This is a genomic window from Synechococcus sp. Lug-A, assembly GCF_024345655.1.
Classification (GTDB): Bacteria; Cyanobacteriota; Cyanobacteriia; order PCC-6307; family Cyanobiaceae; genus MW101C3.
Window position 1 is genome coordinate 126,953 of sequence record NZ_JAGQBN010000007.1, and the last position, 18,212, is coordinate 145,164.

The window sequence follows — 18,212 nt, forward strand, 5'->3', positions numbered from 1 at the left end:
CGCCCCGCTGTCTGAGGCTTGGCCTGGCCCAGCGGCCCACACCAGACCCACTCCCGCCGGCTGCCCCGCAGACCACCCGCCCAGCCCGCCAGGAGCGGGTCCCGTTTTCCCCTGCTCCGCCAGCCGCTGATCCCGCCGGCCCGTGGCGCACAGACAGCCGGGCCGCCACGGGGGATGCTGCAGGCACGCTCTGCCCCCCGACCATGCCCCGCGCCGGGATCCAGCCGGCCCAGTCGGGCCTTCGCTTCCTCCCCGCCCACTTCAGCCCCTGGGTGCACCGGCTCAGCCGCTGGGCGCTGCCGCTGCTGTTGCGCACGCGGGAGATTGTGGACTGTCAGGTGGAGGGGGCGGAGCGGCTGGCTCAGCTGTTTTCGGAGCACCAGCAGGGCCGCGTGCGGCTGCTGATCGCCTTTCGCCACCCCACCACCACCGATCCGCTCACGATGGCCCGGCTGATCTGGGAGGAGGTGCCCCGGGCCGCCCGGGCGGCAGGGCTGACCCTGCGCAGACCGGTGCACAGCCAGTTCCTCTACGACCGAGGCATTCCCCTGTGGGCGGGAGAGGCTGCCGGCTGGATCCTGGGCGCGCTGGGGGGCATCCCGATTCAGCGCGGCAAGCTCGACCGGGTGGCGCTCAAGGCCGCCCGCGAGGTGCTGGCCCAGGGCCCGTTCCCGCTGGCGATCGCTCCGGAGGGTGCCACCAACAACCACGGCGAGCTGCTTGGCCCCCTGGAGCCGGGGCTGGCCCAGATGGCTTTCTGGTGCTGTGACGACCTGGCGGCCGCCGGCCGTCAGGAGCGGGTGCTGATCGTGCCGATCGCCCTCAAGTACGTGACGCAGGGCCGCGACTGGCCGGCGATCGATACGCTGCTCGATCGCCTCGAAGCCCAGCTTCGCCGGCGTCCGGGCCGGCATGGTGCCGAAGGCTCAGAAGGTGCGGAAGGTTCAGAAGCATCAGACAACACAGCACACCCTGCAGGAGCAGGCGGCCCCATGGGGGATGGCAGCATGGCGGAAGCGCTGCGCTACCGCCGCCTGATCCAGCTGGGCGACAACGTGATCACCCTGCTGGAGGACTTCTACCGGGAGGCCCATGGCCTGGACCTGCCTCCTCTTTCGACCCCGGCGCCGTACCCGTCCTGCCTCGAGAACGGCTTCATCACCAGGCTCGAGCGGATTCGCAACGCGGCGCTGGGGGTGGCTGAAAGCCGTTTGCAGCTCTTGCGTCCGAAGGGGAGCCTCGGTGAGCGCTGCCGGCGCGTGGAGCAGGCGGGCTGGGACCGCATCTACCGCGACGACCTGAAGGCGATGACGCCCCTGGAGCGCAGCCTGGCCGACTGGCAGGCCACCGAGGCCCGCCTGGCCATGGACCATATGCGCCTGGTGGAATACTTCTCCACGCTCAGCGGTTCCTACGTGGCTGAGAAGCCCAGCTTCGATCGTTACACCGAAGTGCTGCAGATCCTGTGGCGAGCGATCACCTGGATCAACGGCACCAGCCACGACAAGCCACCCGAGCTGGGCTCCCGGCTCGCCTGGCTGTCGGTGGGGGAGCCGATCGATGTGACCGAGCGGCACGGCCGCTACCTCAGCGGTCGCCGTGAGGCTGTGGAGGAACTGATGGCCGACCTGCGCGCCCGCATGCTGGCGGAACTGGAGGGGGCCGGCCCTGGCTCTCAGGCCGCCAGGGCGGGACGAGGCACCAGTTCGGCGTAAACACGCTCCAACGCCTCGATGTTGCGTGTGAGCGTGTAGCGCTGCAGCGCCCGCTCCCTGGCACGGCGCCCGAGTTCGGCGGTGAGCACAGGCTGGTCGCGCAGCACCGGCAGCAGGGTGCGCAGCTGGGTGGTGACCCCCTGGGTGCTGATCACGATACCGGCCCCTCCCTCCAGCACCTCACCATCGGCGCCAGCATCGGTGGCCACACAGGCGGTGCCGCTGGCCATAGCTTCCAGCAACGACAACGACAACCCTTCCACCAGCGACGGCAGCAGGAACACCTCCGAGGCCTGCAGCAGCGCCACCCGTCGCTCCAGAACAGGTTCATAGCCCCACCAGAGGATGTCCGGGTCTTCATGGGCGGCCTGCAGCGATCCCCGCAGCGGCCCATCGCCCACGATCACCAGCACACAGCCGGCTGGCCGCACCAACCGCCAGGCGCGCAGCAGGGCCTCCACGTTCTTCTCGGTGGCCAGCCGGCCCATGTACAGAAACGGGCGGCGGCCTTCGCAGCGCGCCTGCACCTCACGGCGCAGAGCGCTGCTGCCACGCTCGGAGCCTCTCCGCTCTGAACCTCCTCGCTCGGAGTCCGCGGGCTTCCACACATCGGTGTCGACGCCGTTGGGGATCACCGCCAACCGGTCATCCTTGACCCCCAGCCGGGACAGCACCTCGGCCTGCAGCTCGGAGAAGACGATCACCCGGTTGAAGCGGGCCAGAGCCGGGGCATAGAGCTGGTAGGTGAGCTGCTGGGTACCGCCCGCCAGGTTGCGAAGGCCGGCGTCGAAGGCGGGATGGAAGGTGGCGACAAGCGGCACGCCCAGCTGCTGGCAGAGATCGGGCAGCAGGAAATCGAGCGGCGAGAGCGTGAGGCTGGCGTGCACCAGATCCGGTTTGAGCTGCTCCAGCGATTCCCGCAACTCCCGCTGGGCGCCCGGCGCGGGGACCGTGTACACCTGCGACTTCAGCAGGTAGGGCAGGGCTACTTCGCTCTCATCGCCCGCCAGCGCGGCCCGGCGCGAGGCCCGCAGCGCCTCCTTGGTGAGCGTCAGGCCTTTGCCGTTGACGCTCGGGGGATCCCAGGGCAGCCCGGGGCCCGTGGCGGGTGTGTCGAAGTGGATGAAGCTGATGCGGTGGCCCCGTTGCCGCAACTGCTCCGTGGTGGTGAGCCCGTAGGTGACGTTGCCGCAGAAGGGTGATTTCTTGCCCAGCCAGGCGATATGCGCCAACTGCTGTCGCCCATTTCTGCCAAAACGCTAGCAGCGCTGCCAGGGACGCTCCAGCAGGGCCGCCAGCAGGGTGATGCCCGCAAGTACCCAGAGCACGGGCTGCAGCCCGTAGCGGCTCACCACCGTGCCCGCCAGCACAAGCGGCAGGCTCAGGGCAATGTTGATCAGGTTGTTCTGCAGGCCAAACACCTTGCCGCGCAGTTCTTCCGGGGTGTCTTCCTGGATGGTGGTCTGGGCGGGGATGGCCAGCAGGGCGGCGCCCACCCCCAGCGCCACGCACAAGCCGAGTGTGAGCGACAGGCTGCCGCGCACCTGGCCCAGCAGCACCAGCGCAAAGGCGATCAGGCCCAGGCCCGAGGCCGAGAGCAGGCGGCGGGTGAAGCCGCGGCCGAGCTGGGCCACCGCCAGTGCACCGACGGCCATGCCCAGGCCGCTCATGGCCAGCAGGGTGCCGAACTGGGTGGGTCCGAGCCCCTTGATCGCCGAGGCCAGGCTGATGGCCAGGACATAGAGCGCCGCCAGGATGCTGTACAGCAACACAAGATGCACCAGGGCATTTCGCACGCTGGAGCGCTCGCGAAGCACCTGGATTCCTTCCAGGATCTCGCCCCACACCGAGGTGCCGCGGTCTTGCCAGGGGGCTTCCACCACGCGGATGCGGGCAATCGACAGCGCCGCCAGCCCGTAGCAAAGCGGGAGCAGCACGAACTCACCGCCTTCGATGCCGAGCGTGGCGAGTCCGTTGCGCAGCAGGCGCAGCACCGGGTCGCCGAGCGCGAAGCCCACGATCGTGGCGCCCATGCTGGTGGCCTGGTAGAGCGAGATGGCAGCGAGCAGAAGCGGTCGCGGCACGAGCAGGGGAATGGCCGCCTGCTCGGCGGGCGCAAAGAACTGGGTGAGCACCGACTCGAGGAAGGTCATCGCCACCAGGCCCCAGTAGCCCCAGCTGAGGCCGAGGAAGAACGGGCCGGGGATCAGTAGCAGCGGGGCCAGCAGCACCAGGCCCGCGCGCAGGGCGTTGGAGGCCACCATCACCTTGCGTTTCGGCCAGCGGTCGGCCCAGACCCCCGCCACGGTGCCGAGGGCCATGGCGGGCACGGTGTTGGCCACATAGATCCCCGTGGCCAGCAGGGTGATCATCTGGGCGCGGGTCTCGAAATCGAAGCGCAGGCTGGCGGCCGCTTCAGCCAGCAGCGCGTTGGTCTGGGGGGTGTCCGTCACCCAGTACTGGGCGATCAGGAACACCATCAACACGATGTAGAACTTGTCGGCCAGCTGGGAGAAGATCTGCCCCAGCCACAGGCGCCGGAAGTCGGGCAGGGCCAGCACCGCCTGCAAGCCCTGGCCCCGGGCCGTGCTGGCCAGCTCCTCGCTGGCGGCCGCCTCCGGGCAGGCTGCCGGACCTCTGGACGCATCTTCGCCGACGCTGCCTCCGCTGGGGCCGGCCTCCGGCATCGGCGGAGGCGGGGGGGTGGCTCGGGACAATCCGCTCAAGGTTCTATCCGTTCCGCCGCAATGATGGCTCAGGGGATGGTGCCTCCAGCGCGTGACCCGGCTCGAAGCAGTCACGCAGAAGACGCAACGCACGGCAGCGGCGTCCGCCGTGCTCCTGGGTCCACAGTTCCACCAGCTGCAGGAGCCGCAGCCACACCGCCAGCGGCCCCATCAATTCCCCGTCCCGGCGGCGCGGTGGAGCCGGGCGTGTCAGCCGTTGCAGCAGCGCGAGTTCAGAGGCGTTGAGCACGAGCATCGCCCCGGGCACCGCGCCGATCAACAGCCCTTCGCTGGGCACCAGGCTGCAGCGCCAGTCCCAGTTGCCGATCGGTGGCTCCAGCGGCTGCCCGCTGCGGCCGCAGCACTGCAGCGGCAGGCCATAGCCGCCCAGGGCCAGCAGATGCACGCTGCCCTGCACCGCGATCGCCAGGGCCTCAACGCTCTCCTGCCGCTCGCGCACCACGGTGTCTAGACGCCCCAGCTGCATCAGCAGATCCTCCAGCACCCCGTGGACGCCATCGCCGCCCGGCACCAGCAGCAGGGCCAGCTCCGCCAGCGCCTGAGCGGCAGCGAGCGTTTCCAGCCGCTCCGCCAGCTGGCTGTAGGTGCGCTGCACCTGCAACTGCCGAACCCGCCGCAGGCCGCGGCCACCGCCCACCTGCAGCTGGAGCAGGGCCAGCGGCACCGCTGCCGCCAGGCTGCTGCGCGGCCGGCGCGCTCCCGGCACCGCCAGCCGCACCAGCCCTTCGGCGTCGGTGAGCAAGGTAAGCAGACGGTCGTTTTCGCCGAGGGGCCCGCTCTTGAGCACGAGCCCCTCCAGGCGCGCCGCGCCGCCGCTCACGAGCCAGGGGGTGTGGCGGGGCTGCGCAGCGCCTGCATCAGTGCCACTCCACGGCTGGTGCCGAGCCGGCTGGCGCCGGCCTCCACCAGCTCGAAGGCCTGCTCCAGCCCAGTGATGCCACCGGAGGCTTTCACGGCCACGCGGCCGCGGGCCAGCTCGCGCAGGTGCTGCACCTGGGCCACGCTCACCGGCGGACCGAAGCCGCTGCCGCTCTTGAGGAAGGCGGCGCCGGCATCGATGGACGCCTCCACCAGCAGGGCCAGGGCGGGATCACTCAACCTGCCGGCCTCGAGAATCACCTTCACCGGCAGGCCCAGCTCCACGATCGCGCCGATCTCCTCGTAGACGGCGCTGCCGTTGCCATCGGCGAGGGCGCCGAAGTCGGGCACGATGTCCAGTTCGTCGGCGCCGGCGGCCGCGGCGGCTTCCGCCTCGGCCCGTTTGATCGCCGCCGGCACCGCGCCGAAGGGGAAGGCCACCACCCCGATCAACCGCACGCGGCTGGCGCTGCCCAGCCGGTCCCGGCCGCAGGCCAGCCAGCGCGAGGCGAGGCAGACACCGGCGAAGCCGAAGTGGCGGGCCTCGTCGCAGCAACGATGCACGGCTTCGATCCCATGATGGGGATCGAGAAGCGCGTGATCAATGAGCGGTGCCAGGTCGGGGCGTTCGTGGCGCAAGAGTTCAGGAATCCCGCGGTTGAATCACTCCGAAGCCACCATGATTGCGGCGGTACAGCACCTGAATTCCTCTCGTCTTCTCATCACGAAACACGTAGAAATCGTGATCGATCAGATCAAGCTGGTGCAGCGCCGCTTCCAGGCTCATCTCCGGCATGGCGAAATACTTGCGCCGCACAGCGGGCACCGGCAGTTCCGGTTCGCGGCCGGCCAGAAGATCGGCCGTGAGCGCCGTGGTGTCGGTGGTGCCGTCTTCGAGGCCGACCGCCTCCTGCACGTCGCTCTGGTGGTGATCGGTGAGGCGCTCCTTGTAGCGGCGCAGCTGGCGGCTGAGTTTTCCCGCCACCATATCGATGCTGGCGTAAAGGTTTTCGCTGCGTTCCTGGGCGCGAATCACGAGGCCGTTGGCGAACACGGTGACCTCCGCCGTCTGCTGGGGAACCCGGGGGTTGCGGGCCACCGACAGATGGACATCCGCCTCCTTGACCAGCCCCTCGAAATGATTGATCGCCCGGGTCAGTTTGTCTTCCGTGTACTCCCGGATGGCTGGGGTGACGTCGAGATTGCGACCGTGGATCAACAGCTTCATCGAACCGCTCCTTTGGCGATCGGATTGCAATAAGCCTAGGAAGCCAGGCGCATGAAACCACTTCTCGATGCAATCCGTTTTGAACCCCCGGCGCCGGTGGAGTTCACTCAGGCGTGGCACTGGCAGCAGCAGCTGCGTGATCGCCTGCTGACCAACCCCGCGGCTCCGGAAGCGCTGCTGCTGCTCCAGCATCTGCCCTGCTACACGCTCGGTCGCGGGGCCAGCTCAGGGTTTCTGCGCTTCGATCCCCAGGCTCCGCCTGCGCCCCTGCACCGCATCGATCGCGGCGGGGAGGTGACCCACCATCTGCCTGGCCAGCTGGTGCTCTACCCCGTGCTCGATCTGCAGCGGCACGGCGCTGATCTCCACTGCTATCTGCGCGCCTTGGAGGGGGTGGTGATCAGCGTGCTGGCGGAGCTGGGCCTGGTGGGGGAGCGGATCGAGGGGCTCACCGGTGTGTGGCTGGAGGGGCGCAAGCTGGCGGCGATCGGGGTGGGGGCGCGCCGCTGGATCAGCCAGCACGGCCTTGCCCTGAATGTGAACTGTGACCTGGGGGGATTCGAGGCGATCGTGCCCTGCGGTCTGGAAGGGCGGGCGGTGGGCCGGCTGAGCGACTGGTGCCCCGGGATCACCCCCGACCAGGTGCAACCGCTGCTGAGCCGGGCGGGTGCCGAGGCGTTCGGACTCACGCTCCGACCACCGGAGCCCGCCGAACGGCTCTGGGGGTGTTAAGCCTGTGCCACCATCGGCTGCAAGGCAGTGAAAGCACGGGCGGAGATTTCCTGGTCGGGTGACCGGAAGGACTGTCAGGCGCTGGCCGCTCGCGAGGACCTCAGCCAGATCACCGGGCTGGAGCAGATCTGGCCGGAAGCGGCCCAGCGCTACGGCACAGCCGTGGCCCTGGAGGCTCCCCACACCACCCCGCCCGAGCAGCTCAGCTTCTGCGACCTCAACGCCGCGATCCTGGAGGCCGCCGCTGCCTTTGCCTCCCTGGGCGTGGCCCCCGGCGATGTGGTGGCCCTGTTTGCCGAGAACTCGCCGCGCTGGCTGATCGCCGACCAGGGGCTGATGCGGGCCGGCGCCGCCGATGCGGTGCGGGGCAGCACGGCGCCGGTGGAGGAGCTGCGCTACATCCTCGAGGACTCCGGCGCAGTGGGGCTGGTGGTGGAATCGGCCGCGCTGCTGCAGCGCCTGGCCCTGCCGCCCGAGCAGCTCGCCCGGCTGCGTTTCGTGGTGCTGCTGGAGGAGCCGGCCGGCGCGGGCGCACTGCCGCTGCCCGAGCAGGTGATGGGCCTCAGCTGGCCCGACTTCAGCGCCCGCGGGGCCGGCGTGGCGCCACCGCCGCTGCCACCGGTGGCGCCGGAGCGCCTGGCCACGCTGCTCTATACCTCCGGCACCACCGGCCGGCCCAAGGGCGTGCCGCTCAGCCACGCCAACCTGCTGCATCAGCTCCGCACCCTCGGGGTGGCGGTGAATCCCCGCCCCGGCGATCGGGCGCTGAGCGTGCTGCCGATCTGGCATGCCTATGAGCGCACGGCCGAATACTTCCTGCTGGCGGCCGGCTGCCGCCAGACCTACACCACGCTCAAGCACCTGCGCGGTGACCTGCAGGCGGTCAAGCCGCACTACATGATCAGCGTGCCCCGCCTCTGGGAAGCGCTTCTGGCGGGCTTCGAGGATGCGCTGGCGGCCATGCCCGCCAAGCGCCGCAGCCTGATCGAGAAGGCACTGGCTGCGAGCCGCTTCCATGGGCTGCAGCGCCGCCGCGCCAGGGGCCTCACCCTGCAGGTGGAGCCGCCACTGGCCCGGCTTACGGCGGCGCTGCTCAGTGCGGTGAGCTGGCCGGTGGATGCGCTGGCCGCTGCGCTGCTGTGGCCGAAGGTGAGGCAGCAGTTGTCGGGGGGGGTTCTGCGCACGGCGATCAGCGGCGGCGGTGCCCTTTCCCTGCACGTGGACAGCTTCTTCGAGGCGATCGGCATCGAGCTGCTGGTGGGCTACGGCCTCACCGAAACCAGCCCGGTGCTTGCCTGCCGCCGGCCCTGGCGCAACCGCCGCGGCAGCGCCGGCCAACCCCTGCCGGACACCGCCTTGAAAATCGTCGATCAGGAGAGCGGCGCGCCATTGGGCTGGGGCGAGCGGGGCCGGGTGCTGGCGCGCGGTCCGCAGGTGATGGCCGGCTACTTCAACAAGCCGGAAGCCACCGCTGCCGTGCTCGATGCCGACGGCTGGTTCGACACCGGCGACCTCGGCCACCTGCTGCCCGATGGCTCCCTGGTGCTCACCGGCCGCGCCAAGGACACGATCGTGCTCAGCAGTGGCGAGAACATCGAGCCCGGCCCGCTGGAGGAGGCCCTGGTGGCCCATCCGCTGGTGGAGCAGGTGATGCTGGTGGGGCAGGACCGCCGCCAGCTGGGCGCCCTGGTGGTGCCCCGCGCCGAGCCGCTGGCGGCCTTCGCGGCGGCGGCCGGTCTGCCGGCGCCCTCTGGTGCCGATGCCGCTGTGGAGGCCGATGCCCTGTTGCTGCGTGCCCTCAAAGGTGAGTTCAACCGCTTGCTGGCGGCCCGCCCCGGTTCGCGCCCCGACGAACGCCTGGCCGGGGTGGCACTGGTGGAGCCGTTCACGATCGACAACGGCCTGCTCACCCAGACGCTGAAACAGCGGCGTGACCGCATCACCCAGCGGGACCAGGCGGCAGTGGAGGCCATCTACGCCGGTTGACCCCCGCTCCACCGGCTGACAGCCTGGTAGCTGCTACCAACCCCCCATGTCCGACGGCCAAACGCTGACCATCAAGCGCACCATCACGGTGCGGGCGGTGGTGACTCCGCGCTGGAAGGAAGATGCCGAGCGAGAGCTCAGCGGCGCTGTCGCCAACACCGATCAGCAGCTCGCTCAGCTGGAGCAGGAGGGCCAGCAACTGGTGGATGAGATCCGCCGCCAGAGCATGAATCCGCTCGATCCACGGGTGCAGGAGCAGGTGGGCTCAGTGCAGCAGCAGGTGGCGGCCAAGCGCAGTGAACTGGAGGAGCAGAAGCGCGCCATGCTCGAACAGCAGCGCCAGGTACGCGAACTGGAGTTCGAGCAGATCGTGGATCAGGGCCAGATCGAAGGCGCCTGCAAGATCAAGGTGGGCGACAACCTGGTGCAGAAGCTCCAGGTGGCGGTGCTGGTGCGCGATGGCGTCGTGGAAGCGATCGAGGGGGGCTGAGCTCCGGGGTGGCGACGGCGTAGCGCGTAAAATCCCGTCGCCGGCTGCATCGGGACCAGGACTTTGGCGACCTACGAAATCTTCATGCCCGCCCTGAGCTCCACGATGACGGAGGGCAAGATCGTGGAGTGGCTGAAGCAGCCCGGCGACCGCGTCGAGCGCGGTGAGTCCGTCCTGGTCGTCGAATCCGACAAGGCCGACATGGACGTGGAGGCCTTCCAGGAGGGCTTCCTGGCCGCCGTGTTGATGCAGGCCGGTGGCACGGCACCGGTGGGCGAAACGATCGGCCTGATTGTGGAAACCGAAGCGGAGATAGCCGCTGCCCAGGCCGGTGCCCCCAGCGCGCCCGCTGCAGCCCCCGCTCCTGTGGCCGCCCCTGCCTCGCCCTCACCCGTTGCCGCACCGGTTGCGCCGGCGGCTCCGGTCGCTGTGGCTCCCCCGGCGCCAGCGGCTGTTGCCGCTGCCAGCCTGCCTGTGGCTGCTGCTCCGGCGGCGGGCAACGGCCGGGTGGTGGCTACTCCCCGCGCCCGCAAGCTGGCCAGCCAGCTCGGGGTCAAGCTGGAAGCGCTCAAGGGCAGCGGCCCCCATGGCCGCATCCAGGCCGAGGACGTGGAGCGGGCTGCCGGCCAGCCCGCCTCGGTGGCCCGGGTGGCGGAAGGCAGTGCCCCCGTCACGGCCGCCGCTCCCGCTGGGGCTTCGGCCGGTGGCGGTGCCTCGGCCGCACCCGCGGGCCAGAGCTTCGGCCGCCCGGGAGAGACGGTGGCCTTCACCACCCTGCAGGGGGCGGTGAACCGCAACATGCTCGCCAGCCTCGCGGTTCCCTGTTTCCACGTGGGCTACACGATCACCACCGATCGGCTCGATGCCTTCTACAAGCAGGTGAAGAGCAAGGGCGTCACGATGACGGCCCTGCTCGCCAAGGCGGTGGGCGTGGTGCTCGCGCGCCATCCCCAGGTGAACGCCGCAGCGAGCGAAACCGGCATGGTGTACCCCGCCTCCGTCAATGTGGCGATCGCCGTGGCCATGGATGACGGCGGCCTGGTGACGCCGGTGCTGAAGGAGGCCGATCGCACCGATCTCTACAGCCTGTCGCGCAGCTGGGCGGACCTGGTGGCCCGCTCCCGCACCAAGCAGCTCAAGCCCGACGAGTACAGCACCGGCACCTTCACCCTCTCCAATCTCGGCATGTTCGGGGTCGACCGTTTCGATGCGATCCTTCCGCCCGGCACCGGCGCGATCCTGGCGGTGGCGGCCTCCCGCCCCACGGTGGTGGCCAACGCCGATGGCTCGATCGCCGTCAAGCGCCAGATGCAGGTGAACCTCACCGCCGACCACCGGGTGATCTATGGCGCCCACGGGGCGGCGTTCCTCAAGGATCTGGCCGACCTGATCGAACACCGGCCCGAAAGCCTGGCGCTCTGAACCGACGGTGTCGAACCCTGCCGCCGGCTCCCTGAGCCATCCAGACACGCTGCTCTCCAGCTACAGCTTCCATCTGCCCGAGGAGCGCATCGCCCAGCGGCCGGCGGAACCGCGCCATGCGGCCCGCCTGCTGGCCGTGGAGCAGGAGCCGGCTCCGCCGCGGCACTTAACGGTGTGGGATCTGGCCGAGGAGCTCAAGCCCGGCGACCTGCTGGTGGTGAACAACACCCGCGTGCTCAAGGCGCGGCTGGCGGCACGGCGCCGCACCGGCGGGGCCGTGGAACTGCTGGTGCTGGAACCCCGCGGGGAAGGGCGCTGGTTGTGTCTGGCACGGCCCGCCAAACGCCTCCACCCCGGTGAGGAGCTTGAGCTGCAGGCTGCTGGGGGACTGTCGCCGCAGGCCACTGATGGACCACCGCTGGTGGTCACAGTGCTGGAGGTGGATCAGGCCAGCGGCGGCCGGGTGATCCAGTTCCCGCCCCACTGCGTCGATGCCGCAGCTATCGAGGCGCTCCTGGATCGTTACGGCAGCATGCCCCTGCCGCCCTACATCCACCAGCAGGACAGCAGCGACGACGAGCGCTACCAGACGCGCTACGCCGACAAACCCGGTGCCGTGGCAGCACCGACGGCGGGGTTGCATCTCAGCGACGAGCTGCTGGCGGCTCTGAAGGCCCGCGGGGTGCGCCTCGTGGCGATCACGCTGCACGTGGGGCTGGGCACCTTCCGGCCGGTGGAAACGGAAGATCTCAGCGCGCTCGAACTCCACAGCGAATGGGTGGAGGTGTCGGCGGAGGTGGTAGAGGCGGTGGCCAGCACACGCGCCGCTGGCGGGCGGGTGATCGCGATGGGAACCACGAGCGTGCGGGCGCTGGAAGGGGCTGCCGCCGCGTCAGCGGATGGCGTGCTGCAGCCTTTTCAAGGGCCGGTGGCCCTGGTGATTCAGCCCGGGTTCCGCTTTCGGGTGGTGGAAGGGCTGATCACAAACTTCCACCTGCCGCAGAGCTCGCTGCTGCTGCTGGTGAGTGCCCTGATCGGGCGTCCCCGGCTGCTCGAGCTCTACGCCACGGCGATCAACGAGGGTTACCGCTTCTTTTCCTATGGCGATGCCATGTGGATTGCCCCGGCAGTGGTGCTGCCGGGGGCCAGGCCCTGAGGCCCTGAGGGTTCAGGCGGCAGCCAGATTGGCGGCCACGAACTCCCAGTTCACCAGCTTGTCGAGGAAGGTGGAGATGTAATCCGGGCGGCGGTTCTGGTAATCGAGGTAGTAAGCGTGCTCCCACACATCCATGGTGAGCAGGGCCTTCTGGCCATGCGCCAGGGGCAGATCGGCATTGCCGGTCTTGGTGATCTTGAGGGTGCCGCCATCCAGCACCAGCCAGGCCCAGCCGCTGCCGAACTGAGTGGCGCCGGCAGCTTTGAACTGCTCGGTGAACACATCAAAACCGCCGAAATCAGCATTGATCTTGTCGGCCAGAGGGCCGCTGGGGGCACCGCCGCCGCCGGGCTTGAGACCCTGCCAGTAGAAGGTGTGGTTCCAAACCTGGGCGGCGTTGTTGAAGATGCCCGCCTTGCTGGCGTCGCCGGCCACCGCCAGGATCACCTCTTCCAGGGATTTTCCTTCCAGATCGGTGCCTTCCACCATCTTGTTGAGATTGGCCACGTAGCCCGCGTGGTGCTTGCCGTGGTGGAACTCCAGGGTCTGGCGGGAGATGTGCGGCTCGAGCGCGTCGAGTTCGTAGGGAAGCGCGGGCAGCTGGTGAGCCATTGGTGGGTTCGAAAGAAGATGAAGAGCGGAGACGGGCTGACGCGTGGAGCGATCCGCGGAGCGAACCCTTCCGCCGGTGTGAACCCGCCCGCTGGTGTGATCATTTTAACAATCACACCCATCATCACGCCGTGAAGGCGGGGGGGCGAATCAGCCGCCGACGCGCAGCAGCTCCACTTCGAAGGTGAGGGTGGCGTTGGGGGGGATGACGCCGCCGGCGCCGCGCTCGCCGTAGGCCAGATCAGGCGGGATCACCAGCTTGCGCTTGCCGCCCACCTTCATGCCGGCCACCCCTTCATCCCAGCCCTTGATCACCCGGCCAGCGCCGAGCGGGAAGCTGAAGGGCTGATTGCGGGAATAGCTGCTGTCGAATTCCTTGCCATTCTCGAGGGTGCCGCGGTAGTTCACCAGCACGTTCTGGCCGCTGATCGCTTCAGCGCCTTCACCGATGCTGACGTCAATGATGCGCAGCCCGCTGGGGGTGACCCGTTCCTTGGCTGCCACCATCTCACCGCCGAGAGCGCCGGCGCCGCCTCCCTGGGCCACGGAGGAATCGGTGCTGGAGTCAGAAGCCATGGCAAAAAGTGTGGGGTTGGGGTCGTCGGGGTCGAGTTCGAAGCGGTTCACGGCCATGGCCGCAGCAGGCTGCGCGGTGCCGGCTGCCGCAGCATTGGCGGTGGGGGCCGCAGTCGTGAGCGCGGCACTTGTGCCTGCCGCCTCCACCGTGCTGGGGGCCACCAGCTGGCTTACAAGAGCCACCAGCAGGAAGGCGACGCAGAGGGTCGAGCTGATCAGGATGTCGCGCATGGCGGACGGGCGGGTCAAGGCACAAACGGTGGCAGGCCCGATTCTGCCAGCGGGCACTGCGGTTTCCGGCCGAGGTCGCATTCAGTCGCTGCTGTCCTCCGTCTCCCGGCGGGCGCGCAGGGCCTGCTCGAGCCGGTCGATGCGACCACGCAGCTCGTCCACCTCCCTCTGCCGCGCCAGCCCCAGGTCCTGGAGAAACGACTCCACGTTGCGCTCCACCGTGCGGCCTGCCTGTTTCTCCAGCTCGGGGTTGTCTCCCCGCAGGGCTCGCAGCACGTCATCCACCAGGGCGGTGGCCTGGCCGGGATCGAGCCGGCCGCTGGTCACCCACGACTGGGTGACGCTGCGCAGCCGCTCAGCCACCATCGAACTGGTGCCGAGCCCACGCAGCAGCAGCTGTTGCAGCAGATTGTCCCGTTCCATGGCGACAACGTTCGGTGCCCCATCCTGGTCTCCCGCCCTGGACCCAAGCCATGGGCGATGACCGGCCGCTGCCCTGGGCCACGCGCCCGCTCACGGCTCCCTTCACCGCCGTCTTGGCGGGTGCGCTGGCGGGCGTGACGTTCGCCCCGTGGGGCTTTCCGCCCCTGCTGTGGCTGGCGTTGGTGCCTCTGTGGGGGCAGACCACGCCGGCTGGCGCTGCCCTGTGGGGGGCGGCGGCGGTGCTGGTGAGCCACCGCTGGCTGCTCTGGCTCCATCCGCTCGACTGGGTGGGGGTGCCGCTACCGCTGAGCCTGCCCCTCTGCCTTGCTCTGTGGGGTGCCCTGGCGGTGCTCGGTGCCGCCCTGGTGGCGCTGTGGAGCCTGCTGGTGCGCCGCCTCGATCCGCGTCGCTGGAGCACGGCTTTGCTGGCGGCCGCGCTCTGGGGCCTGGCGGAAGTGACGCTGGCCACCGGGCCGCTGTTCTGGATCGGGCTCGGGGCCTCGGCCCTGCCCGGCGACCGGCCCCTGGCCGGGCTGGCGGCACTGGGCGGCAGTGGCCTGGTGGCGGCGGTCCAGCTGTTGATCGGCTGGGGTCTCTGGCGGGTGCTGGCCGGCGGCCCGCAGCGGCGGCGGCGCAGCGGTGTGCTCCTGGCGGCCTCGATCCTGCTGCTGCACCTGATCGGCTGGAGCCAGCTGGGAGTTTTGGAAGGTCAGCGCCAGAGCACCGGTCAGAAACCGGACCAGCGACTGAGCCAGATCCCGGCCAAGCACACTGCAATCCAGCACAGCGAGGCCGTAGACCTGCGGGAGCTCGTGCTGGTGCTGCAGCCGGCGATTCCCACGCGGCGCAAGTTCGACGCCGATCAGCAACTCCTGCTACGCCGCCGTCTGGCCGCCGCTCAGGCGGAGGCGATGCAGCGGCAGGTGGATCTGCTGGTGCTGCCGGAGGGGGCTCTCGCCCTGGGGCAACACCTGCCAGGAACGGGGCCGGTGGAGGTGCTCAGCGGTGGCTTCCGGCAGGTGGGAGAAGAGCTGCGCAGCAGTTTGCTGCGCTTCCCGCCGGGCTCCCTCCAGCCCGTCTCCGCCCTCGACAAGCACCGGCTGGTGCCGCTTGGGGAATGGGTGCCGCTGGCGCGTTGGTGGCGCTGGGCCGGCCTGTCGGCGGTGGGCGGGGTGCAGCCCGGGGCGCCCTCGCGCCTGTTGCAGCGGCCGGGGGGCGCGCTCGCTGTGGCCATCTGTTACGAGCTGTCGGACGGCCGGGGGCTGGCGGCCGCCAGCCGCGCCGGAGCCGGCTGGCTGCTGGCCACAGCCAACCTCGATCCCTATCCCCCGCTCTTGCAGCACCAGTTCGCGGCCCTCAGCCAGCTGCGTGCGATCGAAACGGGCCGCTGGCTGGCCAGTGCCGCCAACACCGGTCCGAGCCTGGTGGTGGACCACCACGGAGTGATTCGCCAGCGGCTGGCCGCCGGGCATGCCGCCACCGGCCTGTTCGCGCTGGAGCACCGCACGGCGTGGACCCCCTACGTGCGCTGGGGCGAACTGCCCCTGCTGGTGCTGGCGCTGGTCGGCGGCGTCTGTCGGGCGGCAGCCATGAAAAAAGCCCCGCACAGGGCGAGGCTTGAAGGTTGATCAGGAAGCGACCGAAGGGCGCTTCGTTGAATCAGCAACGGGTGAATTCAGTACCGGCTCAGTAACGGCTGCGGCCGCCACCACCACCGCCGTAGCCGCCGCCGCCACCACCGCCGCCGTAGCCACCGCCACCGCCGTAGCCGCCGCCACCACCGCGGTTGCCGCCGCCACCGCCGCCGCCACGCGGCTCAGCTTTGTTGACGCGGATCATGCGATTCATCCATTCGACGTTCTGGAGATCGTCGATGGCTTTCTGTTCTTCGGCATCATTGGCCAGTTCGACAAAGGCAAAACCGCGCTTCCGGCCGGTTTCCCGATCGAGAGGCAGGCTGCACTGGCGAACTTCCCCGTACTGACTGAAGAGGTCACGGAGATCCTCCTGTTCGGCATCGAACGAGAGGTTGCCTACGTAGATTGTCATTGAGCTGAGAAAAAACTTGAACGGATCCGTCGACGTCTTGAACAGACTTGTGGACTGGCCAGGGATCTAGGAATCAACCAAATCGTACAGGAGCTCGCCCCGTACGTCCGTCCAAGTCTTCCCGTCGTCGCGGTGTGTTTTCCACCCATTGCCAGCCCTCCTCCATGCCACTACGCCAGCAGCTTCTCGACGCCCTGGAGCGGCCCGGATCCCTGGCCGACGACGCACTGCTGGCCCTGATCCAGGGGTTGGAGCAGGAGGCGCCCGCCGATCTGGACCGCCAGCTTGAGCAGCTGACAGGCGTGTGGGAACTGCGCTGGAGCAGCAGCCAACTGCCTTATCTCAAAGTGGCGCCCTGGCTGGAGAACCTGCAGGTGCTGCTGCCGCAACGGGGCCAGGCGATGAACCTGCTGCGACTGGCGGGTCCCCTGGGGCCACTGGCAGCCATCGGCGTGCAGGCCCGCATCGCCGTCACCGGCGCCCAGCGGGTGAGCGTGACCTTCGAGCGGGGTGGTTGGCGCGGGCCCGAGCTGGCGGGCCGTCGGCTGGAGCTGTTCCGCGCCGTTCAGCAGGGATTTCCCGCCTGGCTGGATGTCACGTTTCTTGATGATCAGCTGCGCCTCAGCCGCGGCAACGCCGGCACCGTGTTTGCGCTGCGCCGCCGGCCCGATCTGGATCCCGACATGTTTCTGGGCGCCCTGGACCACCAGGCGGACGCCGCCCCATGACCCCCGCCACCCGGCCGGGCCACACGCCAGCGTGCTGGCACCGGCCGGCTGACCATGTCAGGTTGTGACCATGAACCGGTTCCCCGACCTGCCACCCGAGGTGCTGCTGATGGAGCCCCGGCATTTCGAGGAGTCGCTCGACGCTGTTCAGGCGGTGCGTGAACGCAAGACGGTGGTGCTCAACCTCACCGCGATGGCGCCCGAGGAGGCGCAGCGGTCGGCGGATTTCGTCTCCGGTGGCGTGTTCGCGCTCGATGGCCACCAGGAGCGGCTTGGCGAGATGGTGTTCCTGTTCGCTCCCAAAGGGGTGGGGGTGACCCGCGACGTGGGCGGTGGCGGCTGATCTGTCTCAGTCCTCCAGCACCTCCTCGCGCAAGGTGAGCTCCACCGCCAGGCCGGGTGCCTCCGCGTGAGGCGCCACCAGCACGCGGTGGCACCCCGCCTCCAGCACGAACGCGTCGCGGGCTTCATCGAAGCAGGCCAGACGCCGCAGCGGAATCCGCAGGGTGAGCGGCAGCGTCTGCCCCGCTGCCAGGCTCAGGCGCTGAAAGCCCACCAGCTGCCGCGCCGCCCTCGGCAGCCGCAGGCCCGGGGGCTCCACGTACACCTGCAGCACCTCGTCGCCTGGCACTGCCGCGGTGTTGTGCACCACAAGCGACACGGCCAGCATCTGCACGTCGGGCCCTTGCGCCTGCGGCACCTGCTCCTCCGGCACGAGCCTGGCCACCAGCCCTTCATGGGTGAAGGCCGCGTAGGACAGACCCCAGCCGAAGGGGTAGGTGGCGGTGTGTCCCTGGCGGCGCAGGCGGCGGTAGCCGTGCCAGAGGTCGTAGGTGAGGCGCCGAGCCCGGGGATCGAATGGCGGCAGGTGCGCTTCGCTGCTGGGCAGGGTGAACGGCAGCCGGCCTGAAGGGGACACCCGCCCGAAGATCACATCGGCCAGGGCCGCGCCCCCCTGCTCGCCGGGATACCAGAGCAGCAGCAGCGCCGGCACCTGCTGCCGCCACTCCTCACACAGGATGGCGCCGCCGCCCATCAGCACCACCACGGTGCGGGGGTTGGCTGCGGCCACGGCCCGGATCAGGCGCAGCTGCGCCGCAGGCAGGCCCAGGCAGGTGCGGTCGCCGGAGGCGAAGTGACTGCCGGGCCGGGCCGAGCCCAGCCGCGCCAGGGCCGCGATCAGCCGCGTCAGCTGGCGCCAGAGTGGCGTGAGCCGCCCCCAGCCCCGCCCGCGCCCCAGCGCGGCGGGGGGCGGCACC

The 18,212-nt window shown here is 69.7% G+C and carries 18 protein-coding genes and 1 pseudogene; 9 read left to right on the forward strand and 10 right to left on the reverse strand.

Annotated features, from left to right (window positions below; all coding sequences use genetic code 11):
- Positions 1-203 precede the first annotated feature (203 nt).
- Positions 204-1,715 carry a 1-acyl-sn-glycerol-3-phosphate acyltransferase gene (locus tag KBY86_RS07170; protein ID WP_255140674.1) on the forward strand — a complete coding sequence of 504 codons (1,512 nt, stop codon included), beginning with the start codon at positions 204-206 and terminating at the stop codon, positions 1,713-1,715.
- On the opposite strand, the gene KBY86_RS07175 is transcribed toward KBY86_RS07170, so the two are convergent.
- From KBY86_RS07175 to hpf, 5 genes are read right to left on the reverse strand one after another with little or no spacing between them, the layout of a single operon-like run.
- Complete coding sequence (locus tag KBY86_RS07175) at positions 1,676-2,947, reverse strand: glycosyltransferase family 4 protein (RefSeq protein ID WP_255140675.1); 1,272 nt, start codon at positions 2,945-2,947, stop codon at positions 1,676-1,678. The genes KBY86_RS07170 and KBY86_RS07175 overlap by 40 nt on opposite strands.
- A gap of 27 nt (positions 2,948-2,974) precedes the next feature.
- Positions 2,975-4,432 carry an MFS transporter gene (locus KBY86_RS07180; protein ID WP_233132939.1) on the reverse strand — a complete coding sequence of 486 codons (1,458 nt, stop codon included), beginning with the start codon at positions 4,430-4,432 and terminating at the stop codon, positions 2,975-2,977.
- A 13-nt stretch (positions 4,433-4,445) separates the two neighbouring features.
- Positions 4,446-5,282, reverse strand: a complete 837-nt coding sequence (gene recO / locus KBY86_RS07185; RefSeq protein ID WP_094512671.1) for a DNA repair protein RecO — start codon at positions 5,280-5,282, stop codon at positions 4,446-4,448.
- Positions 5,279-5,959, reverse strand: coding sequence for a deoxyribose-phosphate aldolase (deoC, locus tag KBY86_RS07190; protein ID WP_255140676.1), 681 nt, complete (start codon positions 5,957-5,959; stop codon positions 5,279-5,281). Before deoC ends, recO begins: the two co-directional genes overlap by 4 nt.
- Before the next feature lie 4 nt (positions 5,960-5,963).
- Positions 5,964-6,548: a ribosome hibernation-promoting factor, HPF/YfiA family gene (gene hpf / locus KBY86_RS07195; protein WP_094512669.1), complete on the reverse strand. Its 585-nt coding sequence runs from the start codon at positions 6,546-6,548 to the stop codon at positions 5,964-5,966.
- Positions 6,549-6,599: 51 nt separating this feature from the next.
- Between hpf and lipB the strand changes: the two genes are divergently transcribed.
- The 5 genes from lipB to queA all read left to right on the forward strand — a co-directional run bounded on the left by lipB (position 6,600) and on the right by queA (position 12,334).
- Positions 6,600-7,280, forward strand: coding sequence for a lipoyl(octanoyl) transferase LipB (gene lipB / locus KBY86_RS07200; RefSeq protein ID WP_094512668.1), 681 nt, complete (start codon positions 6,600-6,602; stop codon positions 7,278-7,280).
- 27 nt (positions 7,281-7,307) lie between these two features.
- Positions 7,308-9,266: an AMP-binding protein gene (locus tag KBY86_RS07205; RefSeq protein ID WP_255140677.1), complete on the forward strand. Its 1,959-nt coding sequence runs from the start codon at positions 7,308-7,310 to the stop codon at positions 9,264-9,266.
- 46 nt (positions 9,267-9,312) lie between these two features.
- A complete protein-coding gene (locus tag KBY86_RS07210; protein WP_094512666.1) occupies positions 9,313-9,756 on the forward strand; it encodes a YlqD family protein in 444 nt (147 codons plus the stop codon).
- A gap of 63 nt (positions 9,757-9,819) precedes the next feature.
- On the forward strand, positions 9,820-11,178 hold the full coding sequence (locus KBY86_RS07215) for a dihydrolipoamide acetyltransferase family protein (RefSeq protein WP_255140678.1): 1,359 nt from the start codon (positions 9,820-9,822) through the stop codon (positions 11,176-11,178).
- Positions 11,179-11,209: 31 nt separating this feature from the next.
- Positions 11,210-12,334 (forward strand): tRNA preQ1(34) S-adenosylmethionine ribosyltransferase-isomerase QueA, encoded by a 1,125-nt coding sequence (gene queA, locus KBY86_RS07220; RefSeq protein ID WP_255140688.1) that lies wholly within the window; start codon positions 11,210-11,212, stop codon positions 12,332-12,334.
- Positions 12,335-12,346: 12 nt separating this feature from the next.
- Here queA and KBY86_RS07225 read toward each other — a convergent pair whose 3' ends face one another.
- The 3 genes from KBY86_RS07225 to KBY86_RS07235 all read right to left on the reverse strand — a co-directional run bounded on the left by KBY86_RS07225 (position 12,347) and on the right by KBY86_RS07235 (position 14,176).
- Positions 12,347-12,946, reverse strand: a complete 600-nt coding sequence (locus tag KBY86_RS07225) for a superoxide dismutase (RefSeq protein WP_255140679.1) — start codon at positions 12,944-12,946, stop codon at positions 12,347-12,349.
- Between the two features lie 150 nt (positions 12,947-13,096).
- Entirely contained in the window at positions 13,097-13,753 is a 657-nt protein-coding gene (locus KBY86_RS07230; RefSeq protein ID WP_255101150.1) for an FKBP-type peptidyl-prolyl cis-trans isomerase, read from the reverse strand.
- Between the two features lie 81 nt (positions 13,754-13,834).
- Positions 13,835-14,176 (reverse strand): phasin family protein, encoded by a 342-nt coding sequence (locus KBY86_RS07235; protein ID WP_094512662.1) that lies wholly within the window; start codon positions 14,174-14,176, stop codon positions 13,835-13,837.
- 50 nt (positions 14,177-14,226) lie between these two features.
- On the opposite strand from KBY86_RS07235, the gene KBY86_RS07240 reads away from it, so the two are divergent.
- A complete protein-coding gene (locus tag KBY86_RS07240) occupies positions 14,227-15,804 on the forward strand; it encodes an apolipoprotein N-acyltransferase (RefSeq protein ID WP_255140680.1) in 1,578 nt (525 codons plus the stop codon).
- 58 nt (positions 15,805-15,862) lie between these two features.
- Here KBY86_RS07240 and KBY86_RS07245 read toward each other — a convergent pair whose 3' ends face one another.
- Positions 15,863-16,225, reverse strand: a complete 363-nt coding sequence (locus tag KBY86_RS07245) for an RNA-binding protein (RefSeq protein ID WP_255140681.1) — start codon at positions 16,223-16,225, stop codon at positions 15,863-15,865.
- A 164-nt stretch (positions 16,226-16,389) separates the two neighbouring features.
- Between KBY86_RS07245 and KBY86_RS07250 the strand changes: the two genes are divergently transcribed.
- Entirely contained in the window at positions 16,390-16,953 is a 564-nt protein-coding gene (locus KBY86_RS07250) for a PAP/fibrillin family protein (RefSeq protein ID WP_255140682.1), read from the forward strand.
- Between the two features lie 61 nt (positions 16,954-17,014).
- A pseudogene (locus tag KBY86_RS07255) lies at positions 17,015-17,272 on the forward strand (cell division protein SepF); the annotation flags it as partial.
- A gap of 30 nt (positions 17,273-17,302) precedes the next feature.
- Here the strand turns inward: KBY86_RS07255 and KBY86_RS07260 are convergent.
- Positions 17,303-18,212: glycoside hydrolase family 3 protein (locus KBY86_RS07260; protein ID WP_255140683.1), on the reverse strand; the 910-nt coding region annotated here is incomplete at its 5' end.

Excerpts from the sequence above, each read along its gene's own strand:
- KBY86_RS07250 (WP_255140682.1), top strand. The coding sequence starts at position 16,390 with ATGCCACTACGCCAGCAGCTTCTCGACGCCCTGGAGCGGCCCGGATCC.
- KBY86_RS07225 (WP_255140679.1), bottom strand. The coding sequence starts at position 12,946 with ATGGCTCACCAGCTGCCCGCGCTTCCCTACGAACTCGACGCGCTCGAG.
- lipB (WP_094512668.1), top strand. The coding sequence starts at position 6,600 with ATGAAACCACTTCTCGATGCAATCCGTTTTGAACCCCCGGCGCCGGTG.
- KBY86_RS07210 (WP_094512666.1), top strand. The coding sequence starts at position 9,313 with ATGTCCGACGGCCAAACGCTGACCATCAAGCGCACCATCACGGTGCGG.
- KBY86_RS07245 (WP_255140681.1), bottom strand. The coding sequence starts at position 16,225 with ATGACAATCTACGTAGGCAACCTCTCGTTCGATGCCGAACAGGAGGAT.
- KBY86_RS07240 (WP_255140680.1), top strand. The coding sequence starts at position 14,227 with ATGGGCGATGACCGGCCGCTGCCCTGGGCCACGCGCCCGCTCACGGCT.
- KBY86_RS07230 (WP_255101150.1), bottom strand. The coding sequence starts at position 13,753 with ATGCGCGACATCCTGATCAGCTCGACCCTCTGCGTCGCCTTCCTGCTG.
- KBY86_RS07170 (WP_255140674.1), top strand. The coding sequence starts at position 204 with ATGCCCCGCGCCGGGATCCAGCCGGCCCAGTCGGGCCTTCGCTTCCTC.
- KBY86_RS07235 (WP_094512662.1), bottom strand. The coding sequence starts at position 14,176 with ATGGAACGGGACAATCTGCTGCAACAGCTGCTGCTGCGTGGGCTCGGC.
- hpf (WP_094512669.1), bottom strand. The coding sequence starts at position 6,548 with ATGAAGCTGTTGATCCACGGTCGCAATCTCGACGTCACCCCAGCCATC.